This window comes from Halanaerobium saccharolyticum subsp. saccharolyticum DSM 6643 (assembly GCF_000350165.1).
Taxonomy (GTDB): Bacteria; Bacillota; Halanaerobiia; order Halanaerobiales; family Halanaerobiaceae; genus Halanaerobium; species Halanaerobium saccharolyticum.
The window spans coordinates 350262-370145 of record NZ_CAUI01000005.1; the positions used below are offsets into that span (position 1 = coordinate 350262).

At 32.9% G+C, this 19884-nt stretch carries 23 protein-coding genes and 1 riboswitch; of the genes, 20 read left to right on the plus strand and 3 right to left on the minus strand.

Going from position 1 to position 19884, the window contains the following annotated elements:
* The first annotated feature begins 107 nt into the window (after window positions 1-107).
* The 6 genes from HSACCH_RS02080 to HSACCH_RS02100 all read left to right on the plus strand — a co-directional run bounded on the left by HSACCH_RS02080 (window position 108) and on the right by HSACCH_RS02100 (window position 4583).
* Entirely contained in the window at window positions 108-740 is a 633-nt protein-coding gene (locus HSACCH_RS02080; RefSeq protein WP_005487466.1) for a class I SAM-dependent methyltransferase, read from the plus strand.
* Window positions 741-822: 82 nt separating this feature from the next.
* Window positions 823-1032 (plus strand): heavy-metal-associated domain-containing protein, encoded by a 210-nt coding sequence (locus HSACCH_RS02085; RefSeq protein ID WP_005487467.1) that lies wholly within the window; start codon window positions 823-825, stop codon window positions 1030-1032.
* A 69-nt stretch (window positions 1033-1101) separates the two neighbouring features.
* Complete coding sequence (locus tag HSACCH_RS02090) at window positions 1102-1542, plus strand: SoxR reducing system RseC family protein (RefSeq protein ID WP_005487468.1); 441 nt, start codon at window positions 1102-1104, stop codon at window positions 1540-1542.
* 35 nt (window positions 1543-1577) lie between these two features.
* Complete coding sequence (locus HSACCH_RS13995) at window positions 1578-1715, plus strand: LDCC motif putative metal-binding protein (protein WP_005487469.1); 138 nt, start codon at window positions 1578-1580, stop codon at window positions 1713-1715.
* A 50-nt stretch (window positions 1716-1765) separates the two neighbouring features.
* On the plus strand, window positions 1766-4252 hold the full coding sequence (locus tag HSACCH_RS02095) for a heavy metal translocating P-type ATPase (RefSeq protein WP_005487470.1): 2487 nt from the start codon (window positions 1766-1768) through the stop codon (window positions 4250-4252).
* A 55-nt stretch (window positions 4253-4307) separates the two neighbouring features.
* On the plus strand, window positions 4308-4583 hold the full coding sequence (locus tag HSACCH_RS02100) for a metal-sensitive transcriptional regulator (RefSeq protein ID WP_005487471.1): 276 nt from the start codon (window positions 4308-4310) through the stop codon (window positions 4581-4583).
* 113 nt (window positions 4584-4696) lie between these two features.
* Here HSACCH_RS02100 and HSACCH_RS02105 read toward each other — a convergent pair whose 3' ends face one another.
* Both HSACCH_RS02105 and HSACCH_RS02110 read right to left on the minus strand, forming a co-directional pair.
* On the minus strand, window positions 4697-5131 hold the full coding sequence (locus HSACCH_RS02105) for a Dps family protein (RefSeq protein ID WP_005487472.1): 435 nt from the start codon (window positions 5129-5131) through the stop codon (window positions 4697-4699).
* A 311-nt stretch (window positions 5132-5442) separates the two neighbouring features.
* Window positions 5443-6279, minus strand: coding sequence for a zinc metalloprotease HtpX (locus tag HSACCH_RS02110; RefSeq protein WP_005487473.1), 837 nt, complete (start codon window positions 6277-6279; stop codon window positions 5443-5445).
* Between the two features lie 210 nt (window positions 6280-6489).
* Here HSACCH_RS02110 and HSACCH_RS02115 point away from each other — a divergent pair, with 210 nt between their 5' ends.
* From HSACCH_RS02115 to HSACCH_RS02140, 6 genes are all read left to right on the plus strand, one after another.
* Complete coding sequence (locus HSACCH_RS02115) at window positions 6490-7242, plus strand: hypothetical protein (protein WP_005487475.1); 753 nt, start codon at window positions 6490-6492, stop codon at window positions 7240-7242.
* A 46-nt stretch (window positions 7243-7288) separates the two neighbouring features.
* Window positions 7289-7627 carry a phenylpyruvate tautomerase MIF-related protein gene (locus HSACCH_RS02120; protein ID WP_005487478.1) on the plus strand — a complete coding sequence of 113 codons (339 nt, stop codon included), beginning with the start codon at window positions 7289-7291 and terminating at the stop codon, window positions 7625-7627.
* A 35-nt stretch (window positions 7628-7662) separates the two neighbouring features.
* Entirely contained in the window at window positions 7663-8628 is a 966-nt protein-coding gene (locus HSACCH_RS02125; protein WP_005487479.1) for a zinc transporter ZntB, read from the plus strand.
* Between the two features lie 205 nt (window positions 8629-8833).
* Entirely contained in the window at window positions 8834-9367 is a 534-nt protein-coding gene (locus HSACCH_RS02130; protein ID WP_005487481.1) for a hypothetical protein, read from the plus strand.
* Between the two features lie 225 nt (window positions 9368-9592).
* Window positions 9593-11023: a nicotinate phosphoribosyltransferase gene (locus HSACCH_RS02135; RefSeq protein WP_005487483.1), complete on the plus strand. Its 1431-nt coding sequence runs from the start codon at window positions 9593-9595 to the stop codon at window positions 11021-11023.
* 45 nt (window positions 11024-11068) lie between these two features.
* Entirely contained in the window at window positions 11069-12151 is a 1083-nt protein-coding gene (locus tag HSACCH_RS02140) for an ADP-ribosylglycohydrolase family protein (protein ID WP_005487484.1), read from the plus strand.
* A gap of 64 nt (window positions 12152-12215) precedes the next feature.
* Here the strand turns inward: HSACCH_RS02140 and HSACCH_RS02145 are convergent, their stop codons facing one another.
* The gene (locus tag HSACCH_RS02145) at window positions 12216-13103 is read right to left on the minus strand and encodes a LysR family transcriptional regulator (RefSeq protein ID WP_005487486.1); all 888 of its coding nucleotides are present in this window, start codon (window positions 13101-13103) and stop codon (window positions 12216-12218) included.
* A gap of 105 nt (window positions 13104-13208) precedes the next feature.
* Between HSACCH_RS02145 and HSACCH_RS02150 the strand changes: the two genes are divergently transcribed.
* From HSACCH_RS02150 to HSACCH_RS02185, 8 genes are all read left to right on the plus strand, one after another.
* On the plus strand, window positions 13209-14228 hold the full coding sequence (locus HSACCH_RS02150) for a YeiH family protein (protein ID WP_005487487.1): 1020 nt from the start codon (window positions 13209-13211) through the stop codon (window positions 14226-14228).
* A gap of 51 nt (window positions 14229-14279) precedes the next feature.
* Window positions 14280-15266 (plus strand): YhdH/YhfP family quinone oxidoreductase, encoded by a 987-nt coding sequence (locus tag HSACCH_RS02155; RefSeq protein ID WP_005487489.1) that lies wholly within the window; start codon window positions 14280-14282, stop codon window positions 15264-15266.
* Between the two features lie 270 nt (window positions 15267-15536).
* Entirely contained in the window at window positions 15537-16100 is a 564-nt protein-coding gene (locus HSACCH_RS02160; RefSeq protein ID WP_005487490.1) for a DUF305 domain-containing protein, read from the plus strand.
* A 26-nt stretch (window positions 16101-16126) separates the two neighbouring features.
* The gene (locus tag HSACCH_RS02165) at window positions 16127-16465 is read left to right on the plus strand and encodes an SHOCT domain-containing protein (RefSeq protein WP_005487492.1); all 339 of its coding nucleotides are present in this window, start codon (window positions 16127-16129) and stop codon (window positions 16463-16465) included.
* A 19-nt stretch (window positions 16466-16484) separates the two neighbouring features.
* Window positions 16485-16874, plus strand: coding sequence for a DUF302 domain-containing protein (locus tag HSACCH_RS02170; RefSeq protein WP_005487493.1), 390 nt, complete (start codon window positions 16485-16487; stop codon window positions 16872-16874).
* 163 nt (window positions 16875-17037) lie between these two features.
* A complete protein-coding gene (locus HSACCH_RS02175; protein ID WP_005487495.1) occupies window positions 17038-17406 on the plus strand; it encodes a methylated-DNA--[protein]-cysteine S-methyltransferase in 369 nt (122 codons plus the stop codon).
* Between the two features lie 132 nt (window positions 17407-17538).
* Window positions 17539-17640, plus strand: a riboswitch (SAM riboswitch).
* Between the two features lie 205 nt (window positions 17641-17845).
* The gene (locus HSACCH_RS02180) at window positions 17846-18661 is read left to right on the plus strand and encodes a MetQ/NlpA family ABC transporter substrate-binding protein (protein WP_005487496.1); all 816 of its coding nucleotides are present in this window, start codon (window positions 17846-17848) and stop codon (window positions 18659-18661) included.
* Window positions 18662-18702: 41 nt separating this feature from the next.
* The gene (locus HSACCH_RS02185) at window positions 18703-19875 is read left to right on the plus strand and encodes a pyridoxal phosphate-dependent aminotransferase (RefSeq protein WP_005487498.1); all 1173 of its coding nucleotides are present in this window, start codon (window positions 18703-18705) and stop codon (window positions 19873-19875) included.
* Window positions 19876-19884: the final 9 nt, after the last annotated feature.

The following is a 19884-nucleotide window of genomic DNA, read 5'->3' on the forward strand; positions in this document are numbered from 1 at the left end:
AAAGAGATATGCATCTTTTTTTTCTTGACATGATTAAACTTGAGTGTTATACTATGCTTAAAGATACCTTATAGGGGTATATAGTTAAAAATTAAGGAGTTTTTGCTATGAGTAAAAATAATAAAATCAAAAAGCGTTATGATCGTATTGCTCCAGTCTATGATTCTTTAGAACTGATCATGGAAAAAGGGAAAATGGGAGACTGGCGTGAGAATCTCTGGCAGAGAGTCGAAGCTAAAATTGATAAAAGCGGAATGAGACTTCTGGAAGCTGGGGTTGGAAGCGGTAAAAATATTGAATACTACCCGGATGGCCTTGAAATTGATGCTATAGATTTCAGCCCTAAAATGCTTAAAGAGGCTGAGAAAAAGGCAAAAAAATATAATAAAGAGGTAAATTTGTTAGAAATGAATATTCAAAATCTTGATTTTGAAGATAATTATTTTGATTTGATTGTTACCAGCTGTGTATTCTGCTCAGTTCCTGATCCGGTTAAAGGTTTAAAAGAACTGAAAAGAGTGCTCAAAGAAGACGGCAGGATAATAATGTTGGAGCACATGCGCAGCCAGAATGAATTTGTTGGTAAAATGATGGACTGGTTTAACTGGGTTAGCCTCTATACCTGGGGTGCTAATATTAATCGTAAAACAATAGAAAATATAAAAAAAGCCGGGCTGGAGCTGGTTGAAGTTAATGATCTGATGTCTGATATTGTTAAAGAAATTGAGCTTAAAAAATAATCTAATCTTGACAGAAATACTAAGTAATGTTATTATAATTTATACCCCCTACATGTATAATGTATAAAGGAGATGTTGAAAAATGAAAAAAACTATTATTATAGAAGGTATGTCCTGTGAACATTGTGAAATGCACACTAAAAAAGAATTAGAAAAAATTGACGATATTATTTCTGCAGAAGCTGACGCTGATCAGGGGCAGGCTGTAGTAGAAATGGAAAAAGAGGTAGCAGATGCTAAATTAAAGGCTGCTGTTGAAGAAGCCGGCTATGAATATATTAAGACTGTATAAATTTAAAATTTTTTAATCTGAATATACATTGTAGGGGTATATTTTTTTAAAAATAGGAGGTAAACTCCAATGGAAGAATTAGCTACTGTAGTTAAAAGAAAAAAGAAGAAAGCAGAAGTGAAAATAATCAGACATTCTGCCTGCAGTAAATGTGATAAAAGCTGCAGTCTCGCCGGAGACAGCCATGATCAGGAAGAAATTGTTATGGAAGTTGAAGATGAGATTGGAGTTAAAACAGGAGATCAGGTGTTAGTAGAAATGGAAAAAGGAAATATTTTATTTGCTACTATTGTTGTTTATGTAATCCCAATTTTTTTAATGATAGGGGGATATTTTTTCGGAGTTTGGGTGGCATCTTTAGTAGGTATTGAAGCTTTAGAATTAGCTGGCATTGCAGGCTCGTTTATCTTTTTAATATTGTCCTACTGGATAAATAAGCTATTTGATTCTTATTTTAAGCAATCAGTTTCTTTTCAACCTAAAATTAAAAGAGTAATTGATAGAAATTAAATAATTAGTAGAAAATTTAATCAGGAGGCTATAAAATGACTCAAGACAATAAGAAGAAAAGCTGGTGGGATAAATTTGTTGATAAACTGGCTTCGGCCAATAAAAAACAGTATGGAGATGATGTTCCAGATTGCTGTGGAGATGGAAAAACAAAAAAAGAAAATATAAAATAAATTTTTAAGAGACTTTTTAATATATTAGATATACGGAGGTGCACAACAAAATGAATGAAAAGAAAATCACTTTAAAAATAGAGGATATGAGCTGTGCAAGCTGTTCTCAGACAGTAGAAAAATCTCTAAACAAAGCGGATGGAGTAAGTGAGGCACAGGTTAACTTTGCGGCTGAAAAAGCATATGTAACTTTTGATCCGCAGCAAAGCAGCAGAGATAAGCTGATCAAGGTTGTTGAAAATAGCGGTTATAGTGTTAAAGAAGAAAAAGAAAAGATTTCTTTTAGTATAGATGGTATGAGCTGTGCCAGTTGTTCGGCAGCAGTAGAAAAAGCTCTAAACAAAAGTGAAGGAGTTTATGAAGCCAATGTAAATATTGCTACTGAAAAAGGTAGTGTTCAATATAATCCAGAAATTCTAAGTAAAAATGATTTTCGAGAAATTGTTAAGAATTCTGGTTATGAGCTGGCCCATTTTGAAGATGAAGAAATCGAGAAAGACAGTGAGAATGCTGAGGATGAACTCAGTGATGATATGAAAAAAGTTAAGAAAGCAAAGAAGAAAATGTGGGGTACATGGGCCTTTACAATCCCTATCATGCTCTGGATGATTCCGGAGATGTTCTTTGGAGTTGCCTGGCCAAATATGCAGATTTTTAATTTAGGAATGATTATCCTGGCAATCCCACCACTTTTTGTTTTTGGACGTAAAACATTTATTACTGCTTACAGAGCAGTTAGTCATGGAAGTGCAAATATGGATGTACTGATAGCAATGGGTACTGGTGCAGCTTTTATTACTGGACCTGCAGTTTTCTTTACTCCAATTGCCAATTATGCAGGAGTTTCAGCAATGATTATGGCCTTTCATTTAACAGGACGTTATATTGAAGAAACTGCCAAAGGTAGGGCTTCTCAGGCAATTCGAAAACTATTGGAGCTGGGAGCTAAAACTGCAACAATTATTGAGAATGGAAATGAAAAAGAGGTTGCAATTGAGGATGTACAGCCTGGAGATATTATGCTGATTAAACCAGGAGAAAAAATACCTACTGATGGAGAAATTGTTGAAGGTAAGACCACAGTTGATGAGTCAATGGCAACTGGAGAATCAATGCCTGTTAAGAGAAAAGAGGGAGATGAAGTAATTGGTGCTACTGTTAATCAGAATGGATTAATTAAAGTTAAAGCCACAAAAGTTGGCAAAGATACTTTCCTGGCTCAGGTAGTAAAAATGGTAGAGGAAGCTCAGGGAACCAAAGTTCCTATTCAGGAATTTGCTGATAAGATAACAGGAATCTTTGTCCCAACAGTTTTAGTTATAGCAGCCTCAACCTTTTTATTATGGTTGATCTTTCCTGATGCTTTTAGAGAAGTTGGATTTTGGGCTCAATCTTTTCTGCCCTGGGTTAATCCGGAACTGGGAACATTTACTTTAGCAATTTTTGCAACAATTGCTGTTTTAGTAATTGCCTGTCCTTGTGCTTTAGGCCTGGCAACTCCAACTGCATTAATGGTTGGGAGTGGAATTGGAGCTGAAAATGGAGTTCTAATCCGTAAAGGTGAAGCAATCCAGACAATGAAAGATGTACACACAATTGTTTTTGACAAAACGGGAACCATTACCAAGGGTAAACCTGAGGTAACAGATATAATTGCGGCACCTGAAAGTAGTGATCAAGAATTACTTCAGTTAGCTGCAAGTGTAGAAGCAGGTTCTGAACACCCTCTAGGAGAGGCAATAGTCCGAGGCGCTAAAGATAGAGAAATTGATGTAAAAGAAATTAAAAAATTCAACTCTGTTACCGGTAAAGGAGTTAAAGCAGAAGTTGACGGTAAGGAAGTACTTGTTGGAAGTAGAAAATTAATGGAATCTAATAAGATAGCTACAGCTGATTTTGAAGATGAATTACAGCGACTGGAAAATGAAGCTAAAACGGCAATGCTGGCTGCAGCTGATGGTAAAATGCTTGGAATAGTTGCTGTAGCAGATGCCTTAAAAGAAGATTCGATACAAGCAATTGCCGAACTTAAAAAACTGGGCTTAGAAACAGCAATGATTACTGGTGATAATCAGCGAACAGCCGAGGCAATAGCTAAAGAGGTAGGAATTGATCATGTAGTTGCTGAAGTAATGCCAGATGGTAAGGTAGATAAGGTAAAAGAACTGCAATCTGAATTTGGTGTTATTGCTATGGTTGGTGATGGGATTAATGATGCACCTGCTTTAACTCAGGCAAATGTTGGAATAGCAATAGGGACTGGGACAGATATTGCAATTGAATCTTCAGATATAACACTTGTTAGAGGAGATTTATCTTCTGTAATTACAGCAGTTAAACTTTCGCGGGCTACTTTCAAAAAAATCAAACAAAATTTATTTTGGGCATTTTTCTACAACTTAATTGCTATACCTGTTGCAATTTTAGGTTTGCTGCATCCGGTAATTGCAGAGATGGCAATGGCTACAAGCTCAATTAGTGTTGTGACAAATGCTAATTTATTAAGACGCGAAAATGTTCAAGCAGATTACAAGTAAAAAAAGTTTTAATCGACAGATAAATTTAAGCTAATAATAGGAATGGAGGGGTTTGATGAATTCATTATGTGAACTGGATAAGAAGGAATTAATAAATCGGTTAAGAAGAATAGAAGGTCAGGTTCGTGGACTGCAGCGGATGGTTAATGAAGAGAAATATTGTGTTGATATTTTACATCAGATTAATGCTGTACAAGGTGGGTTAAAAAATGTTGGACTTAAAATTTTGGATAAACACGTTCATGGCTGTGTGCAGCGGGCAGTTAGAAATGAAGAAGGAGACGAAATTATAGATGAATTAATGGAGGTTCTAGCTAAGTTTACTGATTAAATTAATATTATTAATTTTAATTGATATAATTATTGATTTAAATTAAATTTTAAGAGACTAAAAAAAGCCAGAGCATTAATGCTCTGGCTTTAAATATGCATTATTTAATTTAATTAAGCTACCATAGAACGAACAAACCAGATATTTTGGCTGTAGCCAGCTACATGCTCTTCGAATTCCCCAACTACTTCGAAGTCACCAGCTTCATCAGCATCATTTCTAATTTCTTCAGCTAATTTTTTCATTTCTTTCAAATCAGCTAGTACTATATTCAATACTTCATCTACACCGAATTTTTTAGAGTCTAATTCTTCAATAGTAGAAGCTTCTTGATATTCACTAAGCTTGACTAAAGGTGATTCGCCTTTCATTTTAAGAATTTCTGCTACTGCATCATATTTTTCAAAGAAATCAGTATATAGATCTTCAGTAAAGAGATGTACCTGCATAAATTGCTTTCCTTCTACATTCCAGTGTAAGTTGTGTAATTTAGTATTTAATACCGCTAAATTTGCTAAATAAGTGTTCATTTTTTCGTAATTTTTCATTTTTGAATTCCTCCTGTTTGTTATTAATAATGATTATTGTTACTAATAATGATTATTATTATCACTTTCATTAATTAATATAATATTCTATTTTGGAAGCTTTGTCAAGGGAATATTTTGTCTAATTTTGCTTATTTTAAAATTGTAAAATATATTACAAATATTTGGGTTTAATGAACAATAGTAATTAACTTCATTTAAGAGAACATCTCCACCAAAATCAAAGGTTAAGATCGATTTTTTTGCAGATTTTTGATAAAAAAAACAGCCAGTAAATTCTGGCTGTCAATATTATAACTGATTGTGTAAATTTATCTAGTTTGTCGTAGTCGTTTTATTCTTTCTGCTGTTGGAGGATGTGAACTGAATAGTTTAGCCATTCCTTCACGAGAAAGTGGATTTAAAATAAACATGTGGGCTGCAGCTTCATTAATCTGCATCTGTTCTTTACCCTGGCTGTAGCGCTCCATTTTTTCTAAAGCACTGGCCAGACCTTCGGGATTACCAGAGATTTTGCCACCGGTTTCATCAGCTATATATTCTCGCGAGCGCGAAATTGCCATTTTGATTAAAATAGCTGCTAAAGGTGCAAAGATTATAGCAACTAACTGCAGTAGAGCACCAGCTCCATTATTGTTACGGCGGCCTCCAAAAATCATTCTAAATCTACCAATTCTAGCTAAAAAAGCTAAAGCGCCAGCCATTACTGCTGCCATAGTGCTGATTAAGGTATCCCTATTTTTAACATGAGCTAGCTCGTGGGCGATTACTCCTTCTAATTCATCTTTGTTTAATAATCTAATTAAACCCCGAGTGACTGCAATAGCAGCATGATCTGGATTTCGACCAGTTGCGAAAGCGTTGGGTTGATTTGATGGGGTCAGATAAATTTCAGGCATCGGCATTTTGTTATTTTGGGTCAGTTTTCTGACTATATTATAAATTTCTGGTGCTTCACTTTCATTTAAAGGTTTGGATTTAGTCATTTTGATGGCAATCTTATCACTGTTCCAGTAGCTGATAAAATTAATAGCTAGTGCAAAAATAAAGGCCATCACAATTCCATCTTGACCGGCAATCATTCCTCCAAAAAACATGAATACAATTATTAAACTAAACATCAATAAAAATGTTTTTGTGCGGTGCATTAGATCTCCTCCTTAAAGTAAAATGAATCTATTTCTAATCTGATTCTACAGCAATATTGTAGCTTATACAAATTAGAATTTGATGAGAAAATGAGGCTTCAAAATAGAGGAATTTCTCTGTCTTTGTTTAAATATTGATATAGACAAGAGAATAAATATTAAAGGGTTTATTATAAAAAAAGAAAAAATATTAGCAAGGGAGGTTAAACTTTGGATGCTACTACAATAACAATTATATTTATTATTCTTTCAGCACTGCTGGCAGTTGTTTTAAGAAAAATTAAGAAAGATAAATGTCTTAAAGATTTTAGAGATGATAATGTTACTTTAGAATTATTAAATGGTCAGCAGTATAAAGGTGAATTAAAAATTAAAAGTTCAGGTCTAAGATTTGATTATCCAGAATTAATTAAGGATCAACAGAATTTGGAATTATTAAGTTTCCTACTCTATAAAAATGAATATCCAGATATTCAGGCAGTTGTACGCTATCATAAAGATTTAACCGAGGAAGCAAAAAAACTGAGAGAGGAAGATTTTAGGAAAACCTTTCATCCCTCTCGCTGGAGGAAGCTCAAACGAGCTATTTTTAATTTCTTAAAAATTATCAAGGATGCTGTTATTGAAATACTTAATATGATAACCAGCCACCTATCTAAGACAACCCCGGTTGGAGCGGCTATCAGCAGTAATGACAGTCAGGTTAACAAAATGAAAAATGAAGTTTATGGGTTGGTCGAAACTTCTTACGAACCTCTGCTTGAGGATTATATTGGTGAAAGAGTAATTTTAGAGCTTAAAAGAGGAAGTGAATGGCTTAAATATAATGGAGTTTTAAAGGATTATACTGCAGAATTTATAGAGCTGATTGATGTAGATTATGCGCCTGAAACAAGTGGTAGAATCGATGCTGATTTAATTGTCTTAAGAAAATATGGAATAGTCCGCAACTTGAGTAAATAGAATTTAAATAAAATTTTTTTAATAATATGATAGAGGAGTGAGATTAATGCCTTATATTAAAGTACAGACAAATCAGGAAGTAGAAGCAGAGCAGGGATTGTTAAAAAAATTATCGGCTGAGATGGCAGAAAAGCTGGGAAAACCAGAATCATATGTTATGACAGCAATGGAAGCAGATCTTAAAATGACTTTTGGTGGCAGCACTGAAAAGACAGCTTTTGTTGAAGTAAACAGTATCGGATTAAAACAGTCAATGACCGCAGAACTTTCTAAATTTATCTGCGAATTTCTTGAAAAAGAACTGGGAATTGACAAGGATAGAATCTATATTAAATTTTCAGATGTTCCGAGGGTAATGTGGGGTTGGGATGGAAACACTTTTTAGTATTATTATCCTGAAAACTTTTGAGGAGGTATTTGATGTCAGCCTTAATTACAGGTTATTATGTAGAAAAAGAATATATTAAAAAATTAGAAAATTTAAATGAGGATATTACTAAAAAGAGTGAAGATTCCTTTAGCTGGTATCACCTCAATGTGCTGGAGGCAGAAGCTAAAGAGTGGTTAAAAGAAAAAAGTGGTTTATCTGATATTGTAATTAAAGAATTGATTTCAGAAGAAACCAGGCCCCGGGTTTTAAAAGATGAAGAGGGCATTCTTCTCAATCTGAGGGGCTTAAATTTAAATCCTAACTCAGATGAAGAAGATATGGTTTCACTGCATATGTGGATTGAACCAGATCGAATAATTACTACCCGAAGTGAGAGGGTATTTACCATTGATGATATTGATAAGAGTTATCAGCGTGGAAATGGGCCGCGAACAATTGCTGATTTTTTGATCAGGGTACTCGATGGTGTCATAGATAAAATCAGTGATTATATTTATAAAATTGAAGAAGATATTGATGAAATGGAAGAAGAAGTTTTAACAGCAGAAAGATCTAAGCTTCGCTCAATGATTTCTGAAAAAAGAAGAGAAGTAGTTATTATTCGTCGCTATATAGTTCCACAGCGGGAATTAATGGCCCGATTATATAAAGACAAGATAAGTTGGCTTGATGAGGACGATAAAGAATATATTTATGAGTTTTCTAACCGTTCAATTAGACAGATTGAAGAACTTGATACCATTCGGGATCGGGCAGCTCTGGTTCAGGAAGAATTAAATAATAAAATAAATGATCAGATGAATAGAACAATGTACATTCTGTCTATAGTAGGTAGTATCTTTTTACCATTGGGTTTTTTGACCGGTCTATTTGGCATCAATATTGGAGGAATGCCGGGAACTGAAAGTAATGCTGCCTTTGCTATTTTTTCTCTAATAATGATTGTGATAATTGGTATTGAATACTGGTTATTTAAGAAGAATGACTGGATTTAAGGTAACTAAAGCAGCTTTAAGAGCTAATGAATATTTGAGTTAAGGCTGGGAGAAAACAAGAAGTTAAGAATTGATCTCCACAGATGTATTAAATTTAACTTACGAAAACAGTTAATTTTAATATTCTTAAAATGAAAATTATCATTTTAAATTAGTACAACTTATAATTGTTTTTAGAATAACACAATAGGGAGGAGAAAGAAAAATGAAAAGAAAATTTGGTTTAGTAGCGGTTGTTATTCTGTCTCTTTTTCTACTGGCAGCATGTGGAGGTAATGGAACAGATCAGAATCAGGAGGAAGCAGCTGATACGGTTACAACTGCTTCGATAGTAAGTGAAGAGGAAGAGTTTAGACAGGCTATAAGTGAAGATGGAACCTGGATAATTGCTACCTTAAATGATTTGACTTTTGAAGAAGAACTTGTTGTTGAGGGAACTTTCTATAATCGTGGTGACTCGGAAAACGAAGTTTATCGTAAAATCGCTCCATATACTCAGGATGATGAACGTAATATAACAGAGCGATTTACAATTACAGCACCACAGATGACTATTAATAGTCCTAATACAAGATTTCAGGCTGGTATTTTTGAAGGAGATATTGTTGTAGAAGCAGATGGATTTGAACTCTATGATGCAACAGTTGAAGGAAATATCTATTTTGCCAGTGAAGAATATCAGGAATCTGCAGAGATTACTGAAGATAGTGAAGTTACCGGTGAAATAGAGTTACAATAATTGATAAAAAATTAATGGTTTTATCAGCTGTACTAAATGTGCAGCTGATAGTTTTTTTAATTAGATAAGTCTTTTATCTGCAGTAACTGGAATTAGTGAAGATAAGAAAATAATTTTCGAGGCCAGGTTATTGTCTCTGTATTTAAATTTACTTGTTTTAATTAATCTGAAATGTTAAAATTTTATAAACAGACAATAAATAAAATAAGGTTGGTGTTTATAATAATGAGAAATTTAAGTCTTTTAACTGATTTTTATCAATTGACTATGGCTCAAGGTTACTGTCAGAAAGGAAAAACTGAAACGGCAGTTTTCGATCTTTTTTATAGAGAAAATCCCAGTAATAATGGTTATGCGATTTTTGCAGGTTTAGAACAGATTATTGAATTTGTAGAAAACTTAAGGTTCAAAGAAGATGACATCTCTTACTTGAAAAATCAAGGATTTAACGATAAATTTTTAGATTATCTGAGAAATTTTAAATTTAAAGGAGATATTTATTCAGTACCAGAAGGAAGTGTTGTTTTTCCAAAAGAGCCTCTGCTTAAAGTAGAAGCACCTATTTTACAGGCTCAATTATTAGAAACTCCACTTTTAAATTTAATTAATCATCAAGCTTTAATTGCAACCAAAGCAGCTAGAATAAATGAGGCAGCAAAAGGAAAAAATGTACTTGAATTTGGTCTTCGTCGTGCCCATGGTCCAGATGCTGGAATTTATGGAGCGCGTGCTGCTGTAATTGGCGGCTGTGTTGGAACATCAAATGTTTTGACAGGTAAGAAATTTGGAGTTAAAGTAAGTGGAACTCATGCTCACAGCTGGGTAATGAGTTTTGAAAGTGAATTAGAATCGTTTCGAACTTATGCTGATAATTTTCCTAATAACTGTATACTTTTAGTTGATACATATGACACTTTAAAATCGGGGGTTCCTAATGCAATTAAAGTTTTTAAGGAAATGAAAGAAAAAGGAATTGAATCTGATCTATTTGGTATAAGACTTGATAGTGGAGATTTAGCCTATCTTTCTAAAGAAGCTAGAAAAATGCTGGATCAGGCAGGGTTTGAAGATGCTGTGATAGTGGCTTCTAATAATCTTGATGAAAATATTATTACTTCTCTGAATTTACAGGGGGCTGAGATTGATTTGTATGGAGTCGGGACTAGACTTATAACTTCCTATGATTCTCCAGCTTTTGGAGCAGTTTATAAAATGAGTGAATATAGTGATCAGCCTAAAATAAAGCTTTCTGATAATATTGAAAAAATGACTAATCCAGGTGATAAAAAATTAGTTAGAATTTATGATAAAGAATCAGGTAAGATTAGAGCAGATTTGATAGCTCTTAAAAACGAAGAAATAAGTGAAAATGAGGATTTAACTTTATTTGATGCAAGAGATACCTGGAAAACTACTACACTAAAAAAAGGTAGTTATCAGCTTAGAGACATGCTGGAACCGATTTTTAAAAATGGTCAACTTGTATATGATTCTCCCTCAGTACTGGAAATCAAAAACTATGCAGAAAAAGAAAAGGATAGTTTAGGAGAAGAATATAAAAGACTAACAAATCCTCATATTATGAAAGTTGATCTTTCAGATAAATTATTTGATTTAAAACAAAGACTAATCAAGAAAAATAAAATGAAAAAATAAAATTAAATTAGATATCAGTAATATTTTAATTTGAGGGGGTAAATCATGAAAAATAGTAAAAAAGAAAGAGCAAAAGGTGCATTGATGGGTGCTTTTATAGGTGAAGCTCTTGGAGTTGGTCCTCACTGGTATTATGATTTAGAAGAAATGCGTCAGGAATATGGTGAATGGATAGATGATTATACAGAGCCGAAATCTGATAGGTATCATGCTGGTCTTGAAGCGGGGCAAATATCTCAGGCAGGAATTTTACTAAAGATGATGGCAGAGCATTTAATTGAAAATGATGGTTATGCTCAGGATGCTTTCTGTAAAATGATGGATCAAGATTTTTTGCCTAAAATATCAGGGGAGGCAATGGCTGGTCCTGGTGGTTATACAAGTCAGTCAATGCGCCATCTCTGGCGGGCAAGAGTTGAAAAAGAATTGCCCTGGGATCAGGTTGCAGGCAATGCGGATACTACCGAGTCAATTGAAAGAAATATTGCTCAGGCTATTTTTTATGCAGATGATTTAGAATCCTTGAGTTTAAATATCACCGCTAATACAGCTTTAACTCAATCAGATAATCTAATTGCTTCATTAACGGTTGCCTACAGCTCAGTCCTGGCATTTTTAATTCAGGGAGAGAGCCTTGACTCAAAAATTTCTGCCAAATTAATGCAGGCTGTTGATCAGGGTAAATTACCCTTTCATAAAGTAACTGGCGATAATTTAACTCCACCGTCTAATAAAAATGTGGTTAAAGAATCTGATCTTTATGGAGAGGGCCTTTTTGCTTCTCCAGACGGACTGCTTTCGCCCTCTTATATGGCACAAGCAGCTCAAGATGATGATATAATAATTGAGCCAGCTTGGAAAGCTGCTATAGTTTACGGAATGCCCTGTGCAATTTACCATATGCTGCCTGCAGTCTATTATCTATCGGCAAGATTTAATGATGATTTTGAAAATGGAGTACTTCACGCTCTCAATGGGGGCGGCCAGAATCAGGTAAGGACAATGCTGACAGGTGCTTTAATTGGAGCTCAGGTTGGCTTTTCTAAAATTCCCAAAAGATTTATAGAGGGCCTGCAGCAAAAAGATGAACTACTTGCTTTAACTGATAAGTTTATAGAAAAAATATAAATTATATAAAAATTTTCAAAAAAGCTGTTCTGTCTAATTTAGCTATTATCAGGGCAGCTATATTTTATTTTTTTCTCAAATCATTAAATAACTTAAAATATCTCTGGTATTGGTCTTCAAAAACACTATTTTTTAAATAAACAAAATTAAATTCTCTTTTGATATTAAAGCCTTTAATTTTTAAAGTTGTGATGCTATTGTTTTCTAATTCTTTTTGGGCTGCTGCCTGATAAACAAATGAAACCCCTTTATTATGGCTAACAAGTTGTTTAATAGTATTTAAATTACCTATTTCTATTTTATTGTTAAAGCTTTTTTCACTTAAATTGTTTGTATAAAGGATTTGTTCTAAGACTTCACGTGTTCCTGATCCATTTTCTCTTAAAATTAATCTTGCATTTAATAAATCCTCAAGTTTAATTTTATGGTGGTTAAATCTTGAATTAGGAGAACAAATACCAATAAATTTTTCTTTACTAAAAAGTTGATAACCAAATTTCGATTTATCAAAAAAGCCTTCGAGAACTGCAAAATTGATTTCTCCTTTTTTTAGCTTATTTAGAAGATTTTCTGTATTTTCAACCAGCATATCAAAGTTAAGTTCAGGATTTTCTTCCATAAGCTTATTTAAAATATCTGGCATAACAAATTCACCAATAGAAAGAGTTGCTCCAAATTTTATTTTTTTTCTTTCAGATCTTTTTTTGATACATTTTTTTATTTGTTTACTGTCAGCAATCATTCTTTCTGTATATTTATATAGTTTTTTGCCGGCTTCAGTGATTTTTAAACTTTTACCGCTATAATTAAATAATTTAACTTGATAATAATCTTCTAAATGTTTAATGTGCTGGCTTACAGTCGGCTGGGTTATATGAAGTTTTTTTGCAGTTTTTGTATAATTTTTTATTCTGCAGAGCTGCAGAAAAGTTTGATGTCTAAAATCTATCATTTTATCACCTATAATTTAAATTTATTGATTTATAAAATATTATAATTTTATTTTATCGATAATTTATAATAAAATCAAGATTGAAATCAATAAGGAGGAGATAAAATGGAAGAGATCAAAGATTACTTAGCAGGTATCATCCTTACAATTTTATTAGCTTTAACTGCTAAGGCAGTAAGTACTTACATACCAATGCACATTATTAGTGCTAGTGTTTTTGCACTTATTTTAGGAATGTTATTGAATCCAATTATTAAAGAAATTTATATTTTTAACAAAGGTATCAAATTTGTTTCGAAAAAGATTTTAAAAACAGGAATTGTACTTATGGGACTTACTTTAAGTTTTTCCCAGGTATTATCAGTTGGGGGTTATTCTTTAATTGTTATGACCTTCACTTTAATGACTGCCTTTGGTGGCGGCTATTTAGTTGGCCGTTTATTTAATATGAACTGGAAATTATCAAGTTTAATTTCTGCAGGGACAGGCGTCTGTGGTGGTTCTGCAATAGCAGCAGTTGCCCCAACAATTGAAGCAGAAAACAGTGATATAGCTTATGCAATATCTGCAACTTTTATATTTGATATATTAATGGTTATTCTTTTTCCTATAGCAGGTAGATATTTAGGGATGAGTGATCTTGGTTTTGGACTCTGGGCTGGAACAGCGGTTAATGATACCTCATCAGTAGTTGCAGCAGGTTATGCTTTTTCTGATGCAGCAGGTTCTTTTGCGGTAATTGTAAAATTAACAAGAACTTTATCAATTGTACCAATAGTAATGATTTTTTCTATTATAAATGCTAGAGAAAATAGAAGACTGGGAATAAAAGAAAATGAGCAGCATGAAAAGGTAAGTATCAGAAATATTTTTCCATATTTTATTTTGTTATTTTTAGTTATGGTTGCAGTTAAAAGTACAGGTATTATTTCAGCTGACTTGAGCAACAATATTGCTTCAATTTCTAAATTCATGATGGTTATGGCCTTAGGTGCGATTGGATTGACCACCAATTTCAATGAAGTATCGGATTCTGGTATCAAACCATTATTTCATGGATTTATAATTTCTTCACTGGTAGTAATAGTTTCTTTTACAGTTCAAATGTTTATCGGCCAGCTTTAAAGATTTTTTATTAAATTGAATTTGTATAAAAAAGGAAGTGAATATTAAACAATGGAAAATATTAAATTTAAAGCACTAGAAGTTAATGAAATCGACGGAGAATTCAAAAGAGAAATTATAGAAAAGGAAATTAATGATCTACCTGAGGGTGATCTGATAATCAATGTTAAATATTCTTCTTTAAATTATAAAGATGCTCTTTCGGCGGCTGGAAATAAAGGAGTTACTCGAGAATACCCTCATACTCCAGGTATTGATGCGGCAGGAATAGTCGTAGAAGATAAAAGTGGTACTTATAAAAAAGGAGATAAAGTAATAGTTACAGGTTATGATTTTGGAATGAATACTGATGGTGGTTTTGAAGAATATATTCGAATCCCAGCTGGCTGGGCAGTCAAACTACCTCAAAATCTAAGTTTAAGACAGAGCATGATTTATGGTACAGCCGGATTTACTGCTGCACTTTCCGTTTATAAACTTTTAGAAGCTGATGTGGATAAAAATAATATTTTAGTTACAGGTGCTTCCGGAGGAGTCGGAAGCTTTGCTTGTGCTATTTTGGCTAAGATTGGCTATAAAGTTACTGCAGCTACCGGAAAAAGTGGGGCAAGATATTATTTTAATAACTTAGGTGTGGAAAATGTAATTGATAGAAAAGAAGTAGATGATGATTCAGGAAGAATGCTTTTAAAAGAAAAATGGGATGGAGTTATTGATACAGTTGGTGGGAACATTCTAACAACAGCCATCAAAGCAACTAAGTATGATGGTGCTGTAACCTGCTGTGGAAATGTAGCATCTGCAAAATTAGATCTTAATGTTTATCCATTTATTTTAAGAGGAATAAGTTTATTTGGTATAGACTCTGTCCAGTGCAAAAGAGAGTTAAGAGAAGAAGCCTGGAAAAAAATTGCTTCAGACTGGAAAGTTGATCAATTGGACGAGTTTTCAACAGAAGTCTTATTAGAAGATTTAAATGATCAGATTGAGAATATGTTGGCCGGAAATTCAAAAGGAAGAGTTATTGTTAAACTATAATTTTGGTTAATTAAATAAACTTTTTAAAAGAGTGGCTGTTTATATGCAGCTGCTTTTTTTGTTAATAATATCTTTTAAAATAATTCATATTTTCTTCACATTTATATTTTATAATTGTTTTAGAATAAAATTGATGAAAAGAGTATAGATTAATATTTAATTATTGTGATATTGATGTTGACAGAATTAATCTTGAGTGTTATACTATGGTTAAGATACCTAGTAGGGGTATGCGAAAGAAACAAATTGGTTTCAAAGGAGGTCAATTAAATGACAAGAAATTTAATAATTACTCTAATTATATTAGCGATTATTGGAATAGGATTTAATTTTGCTTTTGCCCAGCCTGGACCAGGTTTTGGTCCTGGAATGATGGGAATGGGTCCTGGAATGATGGAATCTGTGGACAGTGAATATGAATTTTTAATTAAAATGATACCTCACCATGAGGAAGCAGTCGCTAAAGCAAAAATATTAAGAGATAATACTAATCGTGAACAGATGAGAGAATTTGCTAAAGATATTATAGAAGTTCAAACTCAGGAAATTGAAGAAATGGAAAAATATCTGTCTGAGTGGTATCCAGATAGAACAAATAATTATCAGTACCAGCCAATGATGGGAAATTATAAAGGTCTATCCGGGGAAGAATTAGATTATGAATTTTTACAGGATATGATATTTCATCACATGGGAGCAGTTATGATGTCACAGCAGTTAATTATGCAAAATCTGGATGAACATCAGTCTGTTTATTTACTAGCTAGAAGTATTAGAGATAGTCAGCGTCAGGAAATATTTATGATGCGTGACTGGCTTGATAACTGGTATTAATTATTAAAAAATAGGGAGGTATTACTATGATGGGATTTGGCCCTGGAATGATGGGTGGAGGATTTTCGATAATTTTATGGATAATAATTATTGGTGTGGTTTATTATTTCTTTAAAGAATATAATAGGCATAATCATCAAAACCATAATGACCGCAGAAATGGTGGTTCTAGCTATAAGGGGCAAAGCAATTTTGAGAAACATCGAGAAAAATTTGATCATAAAAGAGAATTGGAATCTAGTAAAAATGGGGATAGTGCAGAACAGATTGCTAGAGAGCGTTATGCAAATGGTGAAATAACTAAAGAAGAGTTAAATGAGATAATGGAGAATTTGAATAATCATAATAAAAATATTAATCCTTAAAATATGGGGAGGAGTAATAATGAGTAAATATGGTATTCAAAAAAGTGTTGAACTTTCTTATCAGGATGCAGTCAGTAAAGTAAAAAGTGAATTAAAAGAAGAAGGTTTTGGGGTACTTGCAGAAATTGATATGAAAAAGACCTTTAAAGAAAAGCTAGATAAAGATATGAATAACTATCTAATACTTGAAGCTTGTAATCCTGCCTTTGCTTTTGAAGGAATAGGAGAAGAATCAGAACTGGGACTCCTGCTTCCCTGTAATGTTATTATTTTTGAAAATGATAAACAAGAAATAAAAGTTGCAGCAATTGATCCAGAAAAGGCACTGGGGATGTCTGAGAACAAAAAAGTCAATGAAATCGCTCAAGAAATAAAGTCAAGACTTGAAAGAGTAATAGAAAGCATTTAATTTAAGAAATAGTTTATATTTACCTGTTTTACTGCAGTTTTAATTTCAGCTGTGGTTAAACAGGTTTTTTGTGTTAAATATAGTTGTTTAAAAACAGTGTAAATGTTAAAATTTAATAAATAGGTATTAAAAATTATATTTTTTAATTGAGAGATTTATAATTATGGAAAAAACATTAAATATTAAAAACAAAGAAGTGAATTATTTAAAAGCAAAAGATAAGCTGGATGAATACTTTATGGGAGAGAGAAAAGAATTCAAACTACCTCTTAAGTTAGAAGGTACAGATTTTCAAAAAAGTGTCTGGGAACAGCTTTTAGAAATACCCTATGGGAATACTTTTTCGTATAAAGAGGTTGCAGAAGCAATAGATAATAATAAAGCAGCAGTGGGTAATGCAAATAATAAAAACAGTATTCCAGTTATTGTCCCCTGTCACCGAGTAACTGCAAGCAGTGGTGAGGTAGGCGGTTATGGGGCAGGAATCTGGCGGAAAATGTGGCTGCTTGAGCATAAAAAAAATAATAGCTGAAGGCTGTAAATTGAATGAGTGCCTGTATGATTCGGATTAAAATATAAAGAATTAATGGGCTTATAAATTTGACAAAATAAAAATAAGATGATATTCTCTATAATCAAATACTAGTAAAAAATAAAATTTAATAATTCATCAAGAGTGGTGGAGGGACTGGCCCTTTGAAACCCGGCAACCTACCAATAAGGTAAGGTGCTAAATCCTGCATTTCAAAGAAATGACAGATGAGAGGAATATAGAAACCCTCTCAGGAGGGTTTATTTTTTACCACTTTTGCTGTTATATAGTAAGAGTGGTTTTATTTTTATATATTGATATTTTTTTAAAATAATGATTTATCAGTAGGAGGTGAAAAGCAAAAAGTTAAAGAAAATTTTATTCAAATTGTGAAACAAAAAAATTATTAATATTAAAAAAGTAGAGGAGAATTTAAATTATGAAAAAAACAATAAAATCAATTTTAATTAGTAGTGGAGTAGTTTTAGCAGTGGCTTTATATTTATTTTTAGCAGCGAATACAGTAATGGCGTCAGCTTCAGTGTTGAAAGTTGGAGCAACTGCAGGTCCTTTTGCTCAAATATTAGAGGCTGTAAAGCCTGTCCTTGCAGAAGAAAATATAGAACTTGAAATTGTGGAATTTACTGATTATGTAACTCCCAATTTAGCACTTGCAGATGGCAGTTTGGACGCAAATACTTTTCAGCATTTACCATATTTTCAACGATTTAAATCTGATCGAAATCTAGACTTAGTTTCAGCAGCAAAAACTATTGTAATTCCGATTGCTATTTATTCTGATAAATATGAATCATTAAGTGAAATTCCACAAAATTCTACTATAGCAATCCCAAATGATCCAACAAATGGTGGTAGAGCCTTACTTTTGTTTGAAAAAGCTGGCTTAATAAAAATAAATGATTCAGTCGGAATTAATGCGACTATTTTGGATATTGAAGCTAATCCCCGTAATTTGAAATTTCATGAAGTTGAAGCTGCTCAAACCGCTAGAGTTATACCTGATGTAGCAGCAGCTGCTGTTAATTCAAATTATGCCCTCGATCTTGGAATGAATCCTAAAGAAGATTCTATATATATTGAAGATGCTGACTCACCTTATGTTTGTATAGTGGCAGTAAGGCCTGAAGATGAAAATAATGTTTTAATTAATAAATTTGTGGAAGCTTATCAATCTGAAGAAGTTCGTACTTTTATAAATCAAGAATTTGATGGTGCAGTTATACCAGCATTTTAATAATTACAAATACCAGTGAAATATAAAAAAGGAGTTTTGATATGCCAGAACTAAACAAAAAAATAGATCAATTTAGTGATTCAGTTATCAGGAGGATGACCCGGATAGCTAATAAATATGAGGCAATAAATCTGTCTCAGGGATTTCCAGACTTTGATCCACCAGAGGAATTGAAAGAATCATTAAAAGAGGTAGCTGAAGGCAGTATTCACCAGTATTCGGTTACCTGGGGAGCACAAAACTTTAGAGAAGCTTTAGCCAGTAAACAGTCTAAATTCATGGGCTTAGATATTGATCCAGAAAAAGAAATAGTTGTAACCTGTGGTAGTACAGAAGCAATGATGGCAGCTATGATGACAGTCTGCAGCCCGGGCGATAAAGTAGTTGTCTTTTCTCCTTTTTATGAAAATTATGCTGCTGATGCTATTCTCTCAGGTGCAGAACCGATTTATGTAAATTTAAAACCACCTGAGTTTAATTTTGATCCAAAAGAACTAGAAGCAGCTTTAAAACAGGGAGTAAAAGCTTTAATTCTCTGTAATCCTTCAAATCCAAGTGGTAAAGTATTTAGCCGTTCTGAACTAGAAATCATTGCTGAACTTGTAGAAAAATATGATGCTTTTGTAATCACTGATGAGGTATATGAACATATTGTTTATCCTCCATATCAGCACACATATTTTGCTTCACTGCCAGGGATGTTTAAAAGAACTATTTCTTGTAGTTCACTTTCTAAAACATATTCAATAACCGGCTGGAGGCTCGGCTATTTAATAGCACCAGCAGAGATAATTAATGGTGCCAAACAAATACATGATTTTTTAACTGTTGGCGCAGCCTCACCACTTCAAGAAGCAGCTGTCACAGCCCTAAAATTTGATGAACAATATTATCAAGAATTAGAGAAAAAATATGAAAAGAAAAGAGATTTTTTTCTAAAAGGTTTAGACGAAATTGGACTTAAATATACTAAACCTCAAGGCGCCTATTATATAATGGTTGATATAAGTGAATTTAATTTTGAAGATGACCTAGAATTTTGCGAGTGGATGATCAAAGAAGTCGGAGTTGCAGCAGTTCCAGGCTCTAGTTTTTTCAAAGACGATATTAATCATCTGATAAGGTTTCACTATGCCAAAAAGAAAGAGACTTTAAAAAAGGCTCTTGCCAGATTAGAAAAGTTACCGGAAAAAGCAAGGCAGAGAAATACTTAAAATAATTTA

Bases quoted from the DNA above. Each gene is read 5' to 3' on its own strand.
- HSACCH_RS02090 (WP_005487468.1), top strand. From the start codon at position 1,102: ATGGAAGAATTAGCTACTGTAGTTAAAAGAAAAAAGAAGAAAGCAGAA.
- HSACCH_RS02140 (WP_005487484.1), top strand. From the start codon at position 11,069: ATGAAAAATAGTAAAAAAGAAAGAGCAAAAGGTGCATTGATGGGTGCT.
- HSACCH_RS13995 (WP_005487469.1), top strand. From the start codon at position 1,578: ATGACTCAAGACAATAAGAAGAAAAGCTGGTGGGATAAATTTGTTGAT.
- HSACCH_RS02160 (WP_005487490.1), top strand. From the start codon at position 15,537: ATGACAAGAAATTTAATAATTACTCTAATTATATTAGCGATTATTGGA.
- HSACCH_RS02105 (WP_005487472.1), bottom strand. From the start codon at position 5,131: ATGAAAAATTACGAAAAAATGAACACTTATTTAGCAAATTTAGCGGTA.
- HSACCH_RS02135 (WP_005487483.1), top strand. From the start codon at position 9,593: ATGAGAAATTTAAGTCTTTTAACTGATTTTTATCAATTGACTATGGCT.
- HSACCH_RS02175 (WP_005487495.1), top strand. From the start codon at position 17,038: ATGGAAAAAACATTAAATATTAAAAACAAAGAAGTGAATTATTTAAAA.
- HSACCH_RS02120 (WP_005487478.1), top strand. From the start codon at position 7,289: ATGCCTTATATTAAAGTACAGACAAATCAGGAAGTAGAAGCAGAGCAG.
- HSACCH_RS02130 (WP_005487481.1), top strand. From the start codon at position 8,834: ATGAAAAGAAAATTTGGTTTAGTAGCGGTTGTTATTCTGTCTCTTTTT.
- HSACCH_RS02180 (WP_005487496.1), top strand. From the start codon at position 17,846: ATGAAAAAAACAATAAAATCAATTTTAATTAGTAGTGGAGTAGTTTTA.
- HSACCH_RS02095 (WP_005487470.1), top strand. From the start codon at position 1,766: ATGAATGAAAAGAAAATCACTTTAAAAATAGAGGATATGAGCTGTGCA.
- HSACCH_RS02170 (WP_005487493.1), top strand. From the start codon at position 16,485: ATGAGTAAATATGGTATTCAAAAAAGTGTTGAACTTTCTTATCAGGAT.
- HSACCH_RS02080 (WP_005487466.1), top strand. From the start codon at position 108: ATGAGTAAAAATAATAAAATCAAAAAGCGTTATGATCGTATTGCTCCA.
- HSACCH_RS02110 (WP_005487473.1), bottom strand. From the start codon at position 6,279: ATGCACCGCACAAAAACATTTTTATTGATGTTTAGTTTAATAATTGTA.
- HSACCH_RS02185 (WP_005487498.1), top strand. From the start codon at position 18,703: ATGCCAGAACTAAACAAAAAAATAGATCAATTTAGTGATTCAGTTATC.
- HSACCH_RS02165 (WP_005487492.1), top strand. From the start codon at position 16,127: ATGATGGGATTTGGCCCTGGAATGATGGGTGGAGGATTTTCGATAATT.
- HSACCH_RS02085 (WP_005487467.1), top strand. From the start codon at position 823: ATGAAAAAAACTATTATTATAGAAGGTATGTCCTGTGAACATTGTGAA.
- HSACCH_RS02150 (WP_005487487.1), top strand. From the start codon at position 13,209: ATGGAAGAGATCAAAGATTACTTAGCAGGTATCATCCTTACAATTTTA.
- HSACCH_RS02155 (WP_005487489.1), top strand. From the start codon at position 14,280: ATGGAAAATATTAAATTTAAAGCACTAGAAGTTAATGAAATCGACGGA.
- HSACCH_RS02125 (WP_005487479.1), top strand. From the start codon at position 7,663: ATGTCAGCCTTAATTACAGGTTATTATGTAGAAAAAGAATATATTAAA.
- HSACCH_RS02145 (WP_005487486.1), bottom strand. From the start codon at position 13,103: ATGATAGATTTTAGACATCAAACTTTTCTGCAGCTCTGCAGAATAAAA.
- HSACCH_RS02100 (WP_005487471.1), top strand. From the start codon at position 4,308: ATGAATTCATTATGTGAACTGGATAAGAAGGAATTAATAAATCGGTTA.